Source organism: Actinomyces sp. ICM58 (genome assembly GCF_000283035.1).
In the GTDB taxonomy this organism is placed as follows: domain Bacteria; phylum Actinomycetota; class Actinomycetes; order Actinomycetales; family Actinomycetaceae; genus Pauljensenia.
This window is the reverse complement of the sequence record NZ_ALIY01000229.1, coordinates 1-14,840: the sequence shown is the minus strand read 5'-3', so window position 1 is coordinate 14,840 and position 14,840 is coordinate 1. Positions and strand designations below refer to the sequence as shown.

General features: G+C 67.0%; 14 protein-coding genes. 2 read left to right on the top strand and 12 right to left on the bottom strand.

All coding sequences use genetic code 11. The features are described 5' to 3' along the window. Positions 1 to 45: 45 nt before the first annotated feature. From purL to HMPREF1138_RS10095, 12 genes are all read right to left on the bottom strand, one after another. On the bottom strand, positions 46 to 2,403 hold the full coding sequence (purL, locus tag HMPREF1138_RS10150; protein WP_009059508.1) for a phosphoribosylformylglycinamidine synthase subunit PurL: 2,358 nt from the start codon (positions 2,401 to 2,403) through the stop codon (positions 46 to 48). Between the two features lie 69 nt (positions 2,404 to 2,472). Next, a complete protein-coding gene (purQ, locus tag HMPREF1138_RS10145) occupies positions 2,473 to 3,180 on the bottom strand; it encodes a phosphoribosylformylglycinamidine synthase subunit PurQ (RefSeq protein WP_009059510.1) in 708 nt (235 codons plus the stop codon). Beyond that, on the bottom strand, positions 3,177 to 3,458 hold the full coding sequence (gene purS / locus HMPREF1138_RS10140; protein ID WP_009059502.1) for a phosphoribosylformylglycinamidine synthase subunit PurS: 282 nt from the start codon (positions 3,456 to 3,458) through the stop codon (positions 3,177 to 3,179). The genes purQ and purS overlap by 4 nt, the downstream gene beginning before the upstream one ends. A gap of 63 nt (positions 3,459 to 3,521) precedes the next feature. After that, positions 3,522 to 4,523: a phosphoribosylaminoimidazolesuccinocarboxamide synthase gene (locus tag HMPREF1138_RS10135; protein ID WP_009059500.1), complete on the bottom strand. Its 1,002-nt coding sequence runs from the start codon at positions 4,521 to 4,523 to the stop codon at positions 3,522 to 3,524. A gap of 22 nt (positions 4,524 to 4,545) precedes the next feature. Beyond that, positions 4,546 to 5,880, bottom strand: a complete 1,335-nt coding sequence (gene purD / locus HMPREF1138_RS10130; protein WP_009059519.1) for a phosphoribosylamine--glycine ligase — start codon at positions 5,878 to 5,880, stop codon at positions 4,546 to 4,548. Between the two features lie 92 nt (positions 5,881 to 5,972). Beyond that, positions 5,973 to 7,004 carry a hypothetical protein gene (locus HMPREF1138_RS10125; protein ID WP_009059501.1) on the bottom strand — a complete coding sequence of 344 codons (1,032 nt, stop codon included), beginning with the start codon at positions 7,002 to 7,004 and terminating at the stop codon, positions 5,973 to 5,975. After that, a complete protein-coding gene (locus HMPREF1138_RS10120) occupies positions 6,994 to 8,028 on the bottom strand; it encodes a VWA domain-containing protein (protein WP_009059506.1) in 1,035 nt (344 codons plus the stop codon). Before HMPREF1138_RS10120 ends, HMPREF1138_RS10125 begins: the two co-directional genes overlap by 11 nt. Position 8,029: 1 nt before the next feature. After that, positions 8,030 to 9,049, bottom strand: coding sequence for a vWA domain-containing protein (locus tag HMPREF1138_RS10115; protein WP_009059524.1), 1,020 nt, complete (start codon positions 9,047 to 9,049; stop codon positions 8,030 to 8,032). After that, a complete protein-coding gene (locus HMPREF1138_RS10110; RefSeq protein WP_009059522.1) occupies positions 9,046 to 9,534 on the bottom strand; it encodes a hypothetical protein in 489 nt (162 codons plus the stop codon). Before HMPREF1138_RS10110 ends, HMPREF1138_RS10115 begins: the two co-directional genes overlap by 4 nt. Continuing rightward, the gene (locus tag HMPREF1138_RS10105) at positions 9,524 to 10,417 is read right to left on the bottom strand and encodes a DUF58 domain-containing protein (protein WP_009059504.1); all 894 of its coding nucleotides are present in this window, start codon (positions 10,415 to 10,417) and stop codon (positions 9,524 to 9,526) included. The genes HMPREF1138_RS10110 and HMPREF1138_RS10105 overlap by 11 nt, the downstream gene beginning before the upstream one ends. Before the next feature lie 42 nt (positions 10,418 to 10,459). Then, on the bottom strand, positions 10,460 to 11,449 hold the full coding sequence (locus HMPREF1138_RS10100) for an AAA family ATPase (RefSeq protein ID WP_009059513.1): 990 nt from the start codon (positions 11,447 to 11,449) through the stop codon (positions 10,460 to 10,462). 167 nt (positions 11,450 to 11,616) lie between these two features. Beyond that, complete coding sequence (locus HMPREF1138_RS10095) at positions 11,617 to 13,455, bottom strand: phosphoenolpyruvate carboxykinase (GTP) (protein WP_009059521.1); 1,839 nt, start codon at positions 13,453 to 13,455, stop codon at positions 11,617 to 11,619. A gap of 372 nt (positions 13,456 to 13,827) precedes the next feature. Between HMPREF1138_RS10095 and HMPREF1138_RS10090 the strand changes: the two genes are divergently transcribed. Beyond that, a complete protein-coding gene (locus HMPREF1138_RS10090; RefSeq protein ID WP_009059517.1) occupies positions 13,828 to 14,460 on the top strand; it encodes a DUF47 domain-containing protein in 633 nt (210 codons plus the stop codon). A gap of 3 nt (positions 14,461 to 14,463) precedes the next feature. After that, on the top strand, positions 14,464 to 14,840 hold a 377-nt coding region (locus HMPREF1138_RS10085), incomplete at its 3' end, for an inorganic phosphate transporter (RefSeq protein WP_009059515.1).

Sequence of the window (14,840 nt, the reverse complement as noted above, 5' to 3'; positions counted from 1 at the left end):
GCGGGCCGACAGGCCCGCGCCCCCAGGCGCTCGATCAGACGCAACTCAGAAGTGCTTGCGTCCCGTCTCGCTCAGCTCACGCAGCTCGTCGATCGAGGCGATCCAGCCGCAGCCCTCGCCCTCGGCAGCGAGCAGGTCCACGCCGCTGATCGCGAGCATGTCACCACCCGTCGTGCCGATGCGCACGGCGTCCACGCCCTCCGCCTCGGCGGCCGCGAACACGGCCTTGAGCGCCGCCTCGGGCACCGCGACGAAGGCGCGGGCCTGGGACTCGGACAGGAGCATCTCGTGGTCGCCGACGCAGTCGCGGCGCGCGGCGCTGGCGACGTCGAAGGTCCCGCCGATGCCGAAGCGCAGCGCCGAGTCCACGAGGGACTGCACGAGGCCGCCGTTCGACAGGTCGTGTGCGGCGCGCACGAGGGGCCGACCGTCCGGGCCGTCGGCGGCGCTCAGCGCGCGCACGACGTTACCGAGGGCCACCTCGGCCTTCAGGTCAACCTCGGGCGGCAGGCCGCCCAGGTGCGAGCGGGCGATGCGCGCCCACGCGGACCCGTCGAACTCCTCGCGGGTAGTGCCCAGGAGGATGACGGCGAGGCCCTCTTCGGTGAAGCCGGAGGGGTTGGCGCGCGTCACGTCGGGGAGGATACCGAGCATACCGATGACGGGCGTCGGGTTGATCGACGAGTTCGGCAGGCCCTTCTCGGTGCCCGACGAGTTGTACAGCGACACATTGCCGCCGGTCACGGGGATCTCCAGCTCGATGCAGCCGTCCGCGAGCGCGGTCATAGCGGTCACCAGCTGCCACATGGCGTCCGTGTCTTCGGGGTTGCCGAAGTTCAGGCAGTCCGTAATGGCGACGGGCTCGGCGCCGACGACGGCGACGTTACGGTAGGACTCGGCGAGGGCCTGGCGGGCTCCTGCGGCCGGGTCGAGCTTCGTGTACCAGCCGTTCGCATCGGTCGACAGAGCGACGCCGAGGCCGCTTTCCTCGTCGATGCGGATGACGCCCGCGTCGTCAGGCTGGGCCAAAGCGGTGTTGCCCTGCACGTAGCGGTCGTACTGGTCGGTGACCCACGCCTTGGAGGCCTGATTAACGTCGGAAAGGACGGCGCGCACGTCGGCGATGAGCTCCTCGCGAGTGGCGGGGCGCGCAAGCTCCTCGGAGGTGGCGGCCTGCAGCTCGTCCTGCCACGCGGGGCGCGCGTAGGGGCGGTCGTAGACGGGGCCCTCGTGGGCGACGGTCTTCGGGTCGACGTCGACGATGCGGTGGCCGTAGTGGTCGATCGTGAGGCGCCCGTCGCCGGTCAGGTGACCGATGACGGCGGCCTCGACGTCCCACTTGTCGATGATCTCGAAGAAGCGTTCGCGATCCTGCGGGGTCACGATCGCCATCATGCGTTCCTGGGACTCGCTCATGAGGATCTCGCCCGCGGTGAGCGTGGGGTCACGCAAGAGCACGTTCTCGAGGTCGACGTGCATGCCGGAGTCACCGTTGGAGGCCAGCTCGGAGGTCGCGCACGAGATGCCTGCGGCGCCCAGATCCTGGATGCCCTGGACGACGTCGGCCTCGAACAGGTCGAGGCAGCACTCGATGAGAACCTTCTCCATGAAGGGGTCGCCCACCTGGACGGAGGGGCGCTTGGCGGGCATGCCGTCTTCGAAGGTCTCGGAGGCGAGGATGGAGGCGCCACCGATGCCGTCGCCGCCGGTGCGCGCGCCGAAGAGGACGACGAGGTTGCCTTCGCCGGTCGCGTTGGCCAGGTGGATGTCGTCGTGGCGCAGTTTGCCGATGCACAGCGCATTGACGAGGGGGTTGCCCTGGTAGGAGGGGTCGAACTCGGTTTCACCGCCGATGTTGGGCAGGCCCAGGCAGTTGCCGTAGCCGCCGACACCGGAGACGACGCCATGGACGACGCGCGCAGTGTCGGGGTGGTCGACGGCGCCGAAGCGCAGCTGGTCCATGACGGCGATCGGGCGGGCGCCCATCGAGATGATGTCGCGGACGATGCCGCCCACGCCGGTGGCCGCGCCCTGGTAGGGTTCGACGAAGGACGGGTGGTTGTGGGACTCCACCTTGAAAGTAACGGCCCAGCCGCCGCCGATGTCGACGACGCCGGCGTTCTGGCCCATGCCGACGAGGAGGTTCTTCCTCATGGCGTCCGTCGTGCGCGCGCCGAACTGCTCGGCGAGGTGCTTCTTGGAGGACTTGTAGGAGCAGTGCTCGGACCACATGACGGAGTACATGGCGAGCTCGGCGTTCGTGGGTCGGCGCCCGAGGATGTCACAGATGCGCTGGTATTCGTCCTCTTTGAGGCCGAGTTCCTTCCAGGGCATGTCCTGGCCGGGGGTCGCGGCGGCGTTCTCGACGGTGTCGGGCAGCTCGCGGGTATTTTCGGAGGTCATTCGTGTTTCCATTCGAAAGATCATGGACGAGGCCGGGGCACCCTCACGGGAGAGGGCGCGGTGGCGTCGTCAGCCGACGAGGGATGCGAGGACGGAGTGGAAGATGCCCAGGCCGTCGGTGCCGCCGTGGTGGCTGGCGCCGTCGGGTCCGAGGGAGAGCGGGCCGAAGCCGACCTCGGTCGCGTGCTCGGGGTGGGGCATGAGGCCGACGACGTTGCCCGCTGCGTTGGTGACGCCCGCGATGTCGTTGGCGCTTCCGTTGGGGTTGACGTCGACGTAGCGGAACACGACGCGGCCCTCGCCCTCAAGGCGTTCGAGCTCGTCGGGGGAGGCCTGGAAGTTGCCTTCGCCATTCTTGAGGGGGACGGTGATGGTGTCGCCGACGCTGTAGGCGCGCGTCCACGCGGTGTCCGCGTTTTCGATGCGCAGCACCTGGTCGCGGCACAGGAACTTCTGGTGGTCGTTGCGGATGAGGGCGCCGGGCAGCAGGTGCGACTCGCACAGGACCTGGAAGCCGTTGCAGATGCCCAGGACGGGCAGGCCTCGTCCGGCCTCGCGCACGATCTCGCCCATGACGGGGGCGGTCGCGGCGATCGCGCCGCAGCGCAGGTAGTCGCCATAGGAGAAGCCTCCGGGGATGACGACCGCGTCGACGCCGTGCAGGTCGGCGTCCTTATGCCACAGGGACACCGCCTGCGCGCCCGCGATGTCCACCGCGCGGGCGGCGTCACGGTCGTCAAGGGTGCCGGGGAAGGTGACGACTCCGACGCGGGTCACTGCGCGCCTCCCGCGTAACGGGCGTCGGCCTCGTCGATGGCCTCGACGCGCACGACGTCCTCGATGATCGGGTTGGACAGGACCTCTTCGGCGGCCTTGCGGGCCTGCTCCAGGAGCTCGTCGGTGACGGGGCCGTCCACGGTCAGGTGGAAGCACTTCCCCTGACGCACGGCCGTAAAGCTCGTGATTCCGAGCCTGGGCAGCGCCGAGCCGACGGCCTTACCCTGGGGATCCAGGATCTCAGGCTTCGGCATCACTTCCACGATGATTCGCCCCACGGCGTTCCTCCTTGTGTTGTTGGTGAGGATCCCGCCGTGCACCTTGCCCGGCGGGCACGTTGGTTACAGGACCGGGTCGACCCCGGTGAGTCGGCGATACGCCTCGACGTAGCGGGCGGCGGTCGCGGCGGCGACGGCGTCGGGCAGCGCGGGCGGATTCTGCCCGGAGGCGCGGTCCCACCCCGACTCGTCCGAGGTCAGCCAGTCGCGCACGTACTGCTTGTCGAAGCTCGGCGTCACCTGGCCTTCAACCCAGCGGTCCGCGGGCCAGAAGCGCGAGGAGTCGGGGGTGAGGATCTCGTCCGCGAGCACGATCGCACCCGTGGACACGTCGATACCGAACTCGAACTTCGTGTCCGCGATGATGATGCCCCGCTCGGCGGCGATATCGCGGGCGGCCCGGTACAGGGCGATCGACAGGTCACGGATCGCGCTCGCGTACTCCTCGCCGATCCGCTCGACGGTCTGCTCGAAGGTGATGTTCTCGTCGTGCTCGCCCAGCTCGGCCTTCGCCGCGGGCGTGAAAATCGGCTCTTCCAGGCGCGAGGCCTCGGTCAGCCCCTCGGGCAGCGTGATGCCGCACACGGAACCCGACTGGCGGTACTCCGCCAGGCCGGAGCCCGTCAGGTAGCCGCGCACGACGCACTCGATGGGGATCATGTACAGGCTGCGGCACACGACCGCGCGCGCGTCAACCTCGGCGGGCACCGCGAAGCGAGTGGTCGGCGCACCCTCGAGGGCGCGCGAGGCCTCCGCCGGGACCTTGCTGCCCACGGCCAGCAGGTGGTTTTCGACGAGGTGACGCAGCTTGCCCATCCACCAGATGGCCAGCTGGTTGAGCACCGCACCCTTGCCGCGGATCTCGGTCGGCAGCACGTAGTCGTAGGCGCTGATGCGATCCGACGTCACCATGAGGAGCGCCTCCGGGCCCACCTTCGCGTGACGCGGGCGGCCCTGGGCGGCAGGCGTGTCCGGAGCGGAGCCCACCACGGCCTCGTCGGGAGCGTAGATGTCGCGAACCTTCCCCGAGCTCAGGGGGGTCCAACCGTGCAGGGAGGCGGGCATAATGCTCCTCAGTATCGTGTCGTTAGTCAAGTGTGACGGCCAGGTCGGCGGGCCACGTCGCGATGTCGCTACGGTGGTGCTCGCCCTCGAAGTGGATGAGGGCCACGCCCCGGTAGGCGAGCGCCCGGGCCTCGTCGAGGGTGGCCGCGCGGGCGACGACGTCGAGAACGCGCCCGCCCGAGTTCACGAGCGCGTAGGTCGGCTCGAAGCCGCAGCATCCGGCCGCAACGTCGGCCGGGTCGTCGGTGATCTCCTCGGAGGTACCGGCGTGGATGACATGGACGCCCTCCAAGGCCTCGGCCGCCTCGATGCCGGTGATGGGGTGCCCGGTGTCCGTGGCGCCCGGGTAGCCGCCCGAGGCCATGACGACCGTGACGGCGGCATCCTCGCTCCACACGGGGGCGGGGACCTTGGGGAGAGTGCCGGTGGCGGCCGCGTACAGGATGGGCGCCAGCGGGGAGTCGAGGCGTTCGAGAACCACCTGGGTCTCCGGGTCGCCGAAACGCACGTTGAATTCGACGACGCGGATGCCCTTCGAGGTCATCGCGAGGCCGCAGTACAGGAGGCCGCGGAAGGGGGTGCCGCGCCGGGCCATTTCGGTGACGACGGGCTGGGCGACCTCCTCGACGATGCGCTGGGCGGCTTCCTCGGGCAGCCACGGGAGGGGGCTGTAGGCGCCCATGCCGCCCGTGTTCGGGCCTTCGTTGCCATCGCCCACGCGCTTGAAGTCCTGGGCGGGCTGGAGCGGGACGACGGTCGCGCCGTCGGCGAAGCAGAAGAGGGAGACCTCGGGGCCGTCGAGGTAGTCCTCGATGACGACCGCTCCCCCGTCGCGTGCCAGGCAGGCTCGCGCGTGGTCCGAGGCCTGGGCGCGGTCGGTGGTCACGACGACACCCTTGCCGGCGGCCAGGGCGTCGTCCTTCACGACGTAGGGGGCACCGAGGTCGTCGAAGGCGGCCTCCACCTGATCCATGGTCGTGCAGGTGAAGGAGCGGGCGGTGGCCACGCCGGCGTCCGCCATCACCTGCTTGGCGAAAGACTTGGAGGCCTCCAGGCGGGCCGCATCCTTCGTCGGTCCGAAGACCGGAATCCCGTAGTCGAGGACCGCGTCGGCGACGCCCGCGACGAGCGGGGCCTCGGGACCGACGACCACGAGGTCGACCTTCTCGGAGGTCGCGCGTCGCACGACATCCTTCGGGTCCAGCGGATCCATCGTGAGCGAGCGGCCCAGCTGTTCCAGCGCGGGGTTACCGGCCTGGACGACAAGCGACACGGGATGCTCAGGGGTGGACGTTCGTACAAGCGCACGGGCGATCGCATGTTCGCGACCTCCGTTACCAACGAGAAGAACCTTCACGCTTCAAGCCTATCGGTGTTTGGTGGCCTTCCGGGCCGCCGTGGGGTTTTATGGGTGCACGTCACAGCGAAGTTGAGACGCGCGATCACGACTCACCAGGCACCGTTAGGGTTGCCGCTGCGCTTGTCGTCGGTCTGGTCGCGGCGTTCCTTCGCGCGGCCGCTGTTCTGGTCCTCCAGCTTCTGACGCTGTTGCTTTTCGTCGCTGTTCTCGCCCTCGTAGGGGTCGGACGTCGGGCTGTTGGAGGGGGTCGGGCTCGAACTCGGGTTGGGCTTGGGATCCTGGTTGTTCTGGGGATCCTGCTTCTTCTGGTTCGGGTCTTCGCCCCGCTGTTCCTTTTCGGTGTCTTCCTTCTTCTTCTGGACGCGGCTCTTGTTCTCGTCCGCGGGGTTCTCCGAGGATCCGCCCGACTGCTGGTCGTCGCCGGATTGGCCCTGGCCTCCGGACTGGCTCTGGTTGCCGGACTGGCCCTCGCCGCCGGACTGGCCGGACTGGCCGGACTGGCCGGACTGGCCGCCGCCTCCGCCGGCGGTCTGGCACGGCGAGATCAGGTCGACGGCCTCCTGGTAGGCGGCGATGGCGTCATCGAGAGAGTTGGCCGAGCGCAGGGCGTCCGCCTGGATTTCGATGCCGATGCCGAGGTTGACGCGCACCTGGCACTCGTAGGAGAAGGGTTCCAGTCGCCCGGGCTGCACCTCGGTGGCCTTGGGCACCAGGTCGTAGGCGGTACGCAGCTCGGCCACGCCCTCGTCGATGGCGTCCTGGCGCACCAGCGTGGTGCCGAGGTTGTAGTGGGACACCCAGCGTTCGATGCCGATGGAGGTCCACGTCATCTGTCCCTCGTATCCTGCCTGCGCGGCCGGGTACTCTCCCTTCGTCCAGTGGCCCAGCGACGAGCGCGACCACAGGGTCAGGCCGATCAGGTAGGCCGAGATCACAAGGGCGATCACGAGGATCGGGATGGAGTACCACAGGGGGCGCAGGGCTCGCGGGGAACGCTGAATCTTCTGCTTGCCCGACGAGGCCTGGGTGAGCTTGGCGCGCACCGCGGGGTCGACGGAGTCGACCTGGGGGGCGCCGAAGGGCAGGAGGTCGTCGTCGCGGGCGGAGTTCTCAGATTGCATGGGAATTCCTCAGCTGTTGGGCGCGCAGCGCCAGGGTTGCACCCTCCCACGCGAGGAGGCCGCCCAGGATGAGGGCGAAGGGCCAGATGATGTAGCGGTAGGTGGACTGCATATTGCGCGACTCGGAGATCGTCGAGGCGTTTTCCAGGAGCGAGCGAGCGTGGGACTCGATGGCCGACTTGTCGGGCGAGTGCACGTAGTCCACGCCGATGCGCGACGCGACGGAGCGCAGGGCGGCCTCGTCGATCTTGGAGATCGCGATGGGTTCGCCGGGCTGGGACTTGTCGCGAATGTACTCGTCCCCGCCGCCACTCTGCGCGCCCGAGTCTCCCAGGCGCAGGACCTTCATCTTGCCGCCCTCCTCGGTGCCGTAGCCGATGACCAAGCCGCCGTCGACGTACTGCTTGACCTCGTCCCAGTCACTCTCGGAGCCGGTGGGAGCGGTCGACCAGTGATCCTGGTTCGAGGTCTCACCGTCGGAGAAGATAAAGACGGCGCGAATATTCTGGGGGTGACGCTCCTTGTTCTTCTTCAGGAGCTTGGCGAGTTCCGCCGCGGGGCGGTTGGGTGAGGAACCCTGCGAGGAGGAGGACAGCTCGCGATCAAAGCTGCCCATGTAGGCGTCGACCGCGGAGGAGTCGGTCGTCAGCGGCATGTCGATGTGTACCTTCGAATCCCACGACAGGATCGAGAAGCGCGAGCCGGTGAGGGATCCCATGAGGAGCGCGACGTCGTTGCGCACGCCGTCGATGCGGGGCTTGGCGCCATCCCAGTCCTCCGCTGCCATCGAGCCGGTGCGATCAATGACGAAGTAGACCTCGAGGGTGGAGGTGACCTCGACAGCCTCGCCGGGGATGGAGGGGCCCGCACCCATGACCAGCACCGTGACAACGATGAGCGAACGCCGGATGACATCCTTCATGTTCTTGCGCACCGCTCGGTGCCACGTGAGGAACACGAAGACGCCCGCGACGACCGTAATGAGGATCAGCAGGAACAGGTTAATGACGGGGTGAAATACCATGTCAGAGCCTCCCGAAGGCGAGCAGACCAAGCAGTGACACGACGCCCACGAGGGTCCATCCCAGGGCCGCCGTCGGTCGGTCGGTTTCGAGCATCTTGCCGTTTGAGTCCAGGTCTTCCTTCTGCTCGGCCTCGATCTGCTGGACCACGCTATCGACGGACGCCGGGGAGGAGGCGTCATAGAAGTCGCCGCCCGTGGACTGGACCTGATCGCGCAGGTCGATGGCCTCGGAGGAGAGCATATCCATCGACCCGGGGTACAGGGCGGTCACGGTCACGTTCTGACGCTTGGCGAAGGCGATCGCCTCACTGAGGTTGTAGATGCCCTCGCCCCACACCTCGTTGTCGGTCGCCAGCAGGATCGTGCGCGAGCGGGTCTTGTCCTTGTGGTCGAAGCCCATGACGCACGAGGCCAGGCCGTCACCCACGAGGGAGGCACGCTCCTCGTCGTCGTCAGGCAGCGTCGGCTGGAGGTATTCGATGAGCTCCCGCGTCGCCGTGTAGCGCCCGCCGTAGGAGGAAAAGCCCCGATCGATGACGTCCGACATCTCTGTGAGCGTGTCGTTGGCCATCTCGTAGTCGTCGGTGAGCGGGAACATCGTGGTCGAGTAAACGTTCCACAGCTGCAGGGAGATTCGCTCGCCCTCGAAGTGAGAGATGATCTGCTTGAAAGCGTCGCCGATCTTCGAGTCGTAGGGCAGCATCGAGGCCGAGGCGTCCAGGCAGATCACGATGTCACGGCTCGCGGACTTGTCGTGCTTGACGTAGCGGTCCACGGGGGCCCCGGCGGACACCGACGCCGCGATAACCGCGATGATGAAGCACACGACCGCCATCGCCAGGGAAGAACGGGTCCTGCGCACCAGCGCCTGGTACTTGGGCAGGCCACGCAGGTAACCGGAGTTCGCCACCCAGCCCTTCTTGCCCGAACGCTGCCCGGCGCGACGTGCGAACCACCAGCCGACGCCGGTCGCGGCGGCGACCGCCACCAGGACGAGGGGAATAAGCCACCAAAACCTCATACGTTTACCGCCTCCACGGCCTTGCTCAGCACGTTCGTCACAGCCTCGTGTGAGGGCTGGCCGACGGGGATGTTCTCACCCGTGAAGCTGGGGACCTCGCATGCCTCCAGGACGTCTGCCAGTCCCGGCCACACGGGCACGAGCTCTCGGACCTCACGCACGGTCGCGACCTCAAGGTCACGACCAGTACGCTCCGTGCCGAGTGCGCGCATGAGGCCGGCTATCGCCAGGTGCACGCCGCGGGCGTCCAGGTCCGCGTCGGCGTAACGATCCGCGATCTGATCGATGTAGCGCAGGTACTTCTTGCGGCGCGCGTCCGTGATCGTCTGGAGCTCCATGACCTCGCCGATGCGCGAGGTCCACCACCGCCACAGGCAGTAGACGATCCACCCGAGGACGGCCGCCAGTAGGGTGACCCCCAGGACCCACATCCAGTTCGGATAGATCACCGGATCCTGCAAGTATTCCTTCGTGTCACCGGACATGTGATCCCCTTTCAAGAGCGCGCATGAGCGCGCGAGGGACTTCCTCGCTGGACGACACGTCCACGTGGATGACTCCCCTCCTGTCGAGCATCTGGGTCACGGCGGCGCAGCGCGCGGCCATGACGTTGGCGGCCTCGCCCGCCAGCTGCGAGTCTCGCAGCAGGAAGTCGGGCAGCGGCCCCTCGTTGACGTCGACGACGTCCGTGCCCTTCTCGAGGCTGGTGGGGTCGACGTCGGCGACACACACCTGGATGACCTGGTGGCGCACGGTGAGGGACTTGATGAGGTCGTCGGACTCGCGCGAGGGGGTGGGCTGCGTGGAGTCGGTGACGATCACGATGAGGCTGCGCCGCCGGGTGACGGTCCTGGCCCGCGCCAGCAGCTTGGGGACGTCCGAGTGGGGTGACCCCAGGGTGATGTCCTCCTCGATGCGGCGCAGCACCGTTTCCGCGTGCGCGTTGCCCGAGCGGGCGGGCATGAAACGCACGCGCTCGGAATCGCCCGCGACGAGGCCGATCTGATCTCCTCGGGCGACGGACAGCCAGGCGATCGCCTCACACGCAGCCAGCGCGATCTCTTCCTTCGTCTCACCCGAGGGGGCGAGGGCGCCCATCTCGCGGCCCGTGTCCACGACGAGCATGACCTGCAGGTTCGCCGTGGCCTCGTGGCGTTTGATGACCGGCGAACCGGTGCGCGCCGTGGCCGCCCAGTCGATTTCACGCACGTCGTCGCCCGGCTGATAGGGAGCCAAGTCCATGAACTCCCATCCGCGACCCTGCCTCAGCGCAGAGTGCTGGCCGTCCATGACGGACAGCAGCTTGCGCATGACGGGCAGCTGGATGCGCGTGGAGAGCGCGTGGATTTCGCGCGAGCGTACAGGCATGACGTTCCTCTAGACAGTCGACGGGCGTGGAAGCGGTATTCGTTACGGAACGGGGACCGCGTTGAAGACGGCGTCGATGAGGCCCTCAATGGACACGTTGTCGGCCAGGGCGTCAAAGGTACGGATGATGCGGTGACGCAGGATGCCGTAGCGCATCTCCTTGATATCGTCGGGCATGACGTGGTTGCGTCCCGCCATGAGGGCGAGCGACTGGGCGATCTGCATGAGCGCGATGCCACCACGCGGGGAGGCGCCCACGCGCACGTGCTTGCTCCAGCCGGGCAGCGGGTTGGGGCCCGCGCCTCGGGTCGTGTTGATGATGTCCACGATGTAGGCCTTGAGGGTCTCGTGGATGAAGACGCGGCGGCGCGCCTCCTGCAGGGTGCGCACGTCGTCGAGGGTGATCGGGACGGCCGGGGACGGGATCGTCATCTGGCCGGAGTCGATGCGGGACAGAACCTCGAGCTCCTCGACGGGCGTGGGGTAGGTGATGACCTCCTTGAGGAGGAAGCGGTCCATCTGGGCCTCAGGCAGAATGTAGGTGCCTTCTTCCTCGATGGGGTTCTGCGTGGCCATGACCATGAAGGGGCTCGGCAGCTTGTGATTGACACCACCAATGGTGGTCTGGCGTTCCTGCATGGCCTCCAGCATCGCGGACTGGGTCTTCGCGGAGGAACGGTTGATCTCATCCAGGAGGACCATGTTGGCGTGAACCGGGCCCAGCTGGGTGACCATCTCGCCGCGCTCCTGGTTCCAGATCTGAGAGCCAACGATGTCGTTGGGCATCAGGTCGGGGGTGCACTGGATGCGATGGAAGGTGCCGGACACGGCGGAGGCGAGGGTCTGCGCGGCCGTCGTCTTGGCCAGGCCGGGAACAGATTCGACCAGCACGTGGCCGCCCGCGAGCAGCGAGGCGGTCAGCGCGCGGCGCAGGCCTTCCTGGCCGACGACGGTGTGCTGGTAGATGTCGGTCATGCGATCGAGCAGGCCCTTGGCGTGGGCCAGCTCGTCATTCGTCAAGTAGTTGGGCACGGGCTCTCCTTGCGTGCGCGGTCGTATGCCCTCCCAGTGTAGCCCGCCGAGACTCACATGACGCAACCCGGTCAGTTTTCGCACACCTCGTGGCGAAGCCTACACGTCGTCAAAAAGGGGGCGAGCCCCGGAGTTTCCTCCGGGGCTCGCCCTCAGGTCCGCGTCAATCAGGCCTGCTTCGCGGCGGCAATGCGCGCGCGGAACTTGGCCAGCTGCTCGGTGATGGCGGCGGGGAGCTTGTCGCCGAACTGCGAGAAGTACTCCTCGGTGTCGTCCATCTCGGCGGCCCAGGCGTCGGGATCGATCGCGAAGAGCTTCGCCCAGACGGCCTCGTCAATGTCCAGGCCGTCGAGGTTGAAGTCCTCGAACTTCGGGTAGCGGCCGGTCACGCCGTCGATGGCCTCGACCTCGCCGGCGGCGCGGCGAACGATCCAGTCCAGGACGCGGGAGTTGTCGCCGTAGCCGGGCCACATGAAGTTGCCGTCTTCATCCTTACGGAACCAGTTGACCTGGTAGACCTTCGGGAAGCCCTCGCCGAGCTTGTCCTGCATCTCCAGCCAGTGGCCCCAGTAGTCGGCCATGTTGTAGCCACAGAAGGGCAGCATGGCGAAGGGGTCGTGACGCAGCGAGCCGGCCTTGACGTCGGTCGCGGCGGCGGTGACCTCGGAGGCCACGGAGGCGCCGATGAACACGCCGTGGGCGGGCTCGTACTGCTCGGCGACCAGCGGGACGTTGGTGGCGCGGCGGCCACCGAAGAGGACGGCGTCAACCGCGACACCCTCGGGAGCTTCCCAGTCGGGGCAGATGATCGGGCACTGCGAGGCGGGAACGGTGAAGCGGCTGTTCGGGTGAGCAGCCTTCTCGCCGGACTCGGGGGTCCAGTCGTTGCCGTGCCAGTCGATCAGGTGCGCCGGAACGTCACCGTCGATGCCTTCCCACCACACGTCACCGTCGTCGGTCAGGGCGACGTTCGTGAAGATGGAGTTAGCCTTGCCGGTCTCCATGGCCATGGGGTTGGTCTTGTAGGAGGTGCCGGGGGCGACGCCGAAGAAGCCGGCCTCGGGGTTGATGGCGCGCAGGCGGCCATCCGGACCCGGGCGCATCCACGCGATGTCGTCGCCGACGGTCTCGACCTTGTAGCCGGGGATCGTGGGCTGGAGCATGGCGAGGTTGGTCTTGCCACAGGCGCTCGGGAAGGCGGCGGTGACGTGGAACTGCTGGCCGGTGGACTCGCGGGTCAGGCGCAGGACGAGCATGTGCTCGGCCATCCAGCCGTCGCGGCGGGCCATCGTCGAGGCGATACGCAGGGCGAAGCACTTCTTGCCGAGCAGGGCGTTGCCGCCGTAACCCGAACCGAAGGACCAGATCTCGTTGGTCTCAGGGAAGTGGGTGATGTACTTCTCATCGTTGCAGGGCCAGTTCGAGTCTTCCTGACCGGGCTCAAGAGGAACGCCGACGGAGTGAACGGCGGGAACCCACACGCGGCCCTCATTGATGAGGTCCATGGCAGCAGCACCCATGCGGGTCATGATGCGCATGTTGACAACGACGTAGGGGGAGTCGGTGATCTCAACACCGAGCTGGGAGATGGGGCCACCAAGGGGACCCATGGAGAAGGGAACCACGTACATGGTGCGGCCCTTCATGGCACCCGTGAACTTCTCGTGCAGGGTGGCCTTCATTTCCTTGGGGTCGGCCCAGTGGTTGGTCGGGCCCGCATCCTCTTCCTTCTCACAGCAGATGAAGGTACGGGACTCAACACGCGCAACGTCGGACGGCTTGGAGCGAGCGAGGAAGGAGTTGGGGCGCTTCTCCTCGTTCAGCTTGGTGAACATGCCACTCTCGACCATCTGCGCGGTCAGACGATCCCACTCTTCCTGGGAACCGTCGCAGAACTCAACGGCGTCAGGGGTGGTCAGCGCAGCGATTTCAGCAACCCACTTGATGACATCTTCGGGAGCGTTGGCCGGAGCCGCCGCACGAACGTCCTGTTCGGTCACGGACATTTTGCCTCCTGAGGCATTTTGAATTGTCGAGGCCGCGATATGCGTCCCCGATTGACAGAATCAATCATGCCGGAACCGATGCCCACGCTTGCGGGCGCTTGGTCCCGGTCACACCACAATCGTAGTCGAACCAGTCACAGGCCGCCCGACCGACAGGGACTTTCTGCCCACCCACAAGGCGTTTCGTGTCCGCGCGAGCACGCCCAGGCCTCGTCCATAGGACCGAAGATCAAGCCCCGGCCGACCCCGTGAGATAGAACACGATCATTGGTGTAACAAAAGCGCATCTGAACTTGAAGTCTGCCCACCCCATGACGGACGATTACAGGTAGCACAACAGTGCCGTTCACCATTGGAAGGACCGAATACACCATGGGATTCCGAAACAAGACCCAAGGCCCTGACTTTTTTGAAGACTTCACCTCCCAGGCCCGCCAGCTCGTGCAGGCCGTCGAGTTCCTGACGCACATCTACGCCGCCTCCCCCGAGGAGCGCATCGCCCTGCGCGACCAGCTCCACGAGGTCGAGCACCGCGGCGACGAACTGAACCACGACATCGTCCAGCGCATCAACTCCTCGTTCATCACACCCTTCGACCGCGAGGACCTGCAGTCGCTGGCCTCCCACCTGGACGACTGCCTCGACTTCATCGACGAAGCCGGCGACCTCCTCGTCGTCTACGGCATCGCCGACATCCCCTCCTCCCTGGTCTCCCTGCTCAACGAGCAGATCGCGGTCATCAAGCACTGCGCAGACCTCACCGCAGAGAACATGCCCAAGCTCAAGTCGCCCATCGACATGCGCGACTACTGGATCGAAATCAACCGCCTCGAGAACGAGGGCGACCTGGCCTACCGCCGCACCCTGACTGCCCTGTTCGACTCGGGCCTCGACCCGGTCACGATCATCAAGCTGAAGGACATCGTCCAGGGCCTCGAATCCTGCGCCGACGCCTTCGAGGAGCTGGCCAACGTCATCGAGTCCCTCGCACTGAAGGAATCCTGAGCCGTGGATCTGAATCTGATCCTCGTCTGCGTCGTCATCGTCGTCGCGCTGTTCTTCAGTTACACGAACGGCTTCCACGACGCGGCGAACGCGATCGCGACCTCCGTGTCGACGCGCGCGTGGACTCCCCGCGCGGCGCTCCTCATGGCGGCGACGATGAACGTCATCGGCGCCATGATGGGCACGGCCGTCGCCAAGACGGTCGGTAAGGGCATCATCTCGATCAGCGACTACGCCGAGTCTCCACTGCCGGAGATGCAGCAAAAGGGCCTGGTCATCATCCTGGCCGCCCTGCTGGGCGCCTGCATCTGGAACCTGATCACCTGGTGGTTCGGACTCCCGTCGTCCTCCTCGCACGCCCTCATCGGTGGCATGGCGGG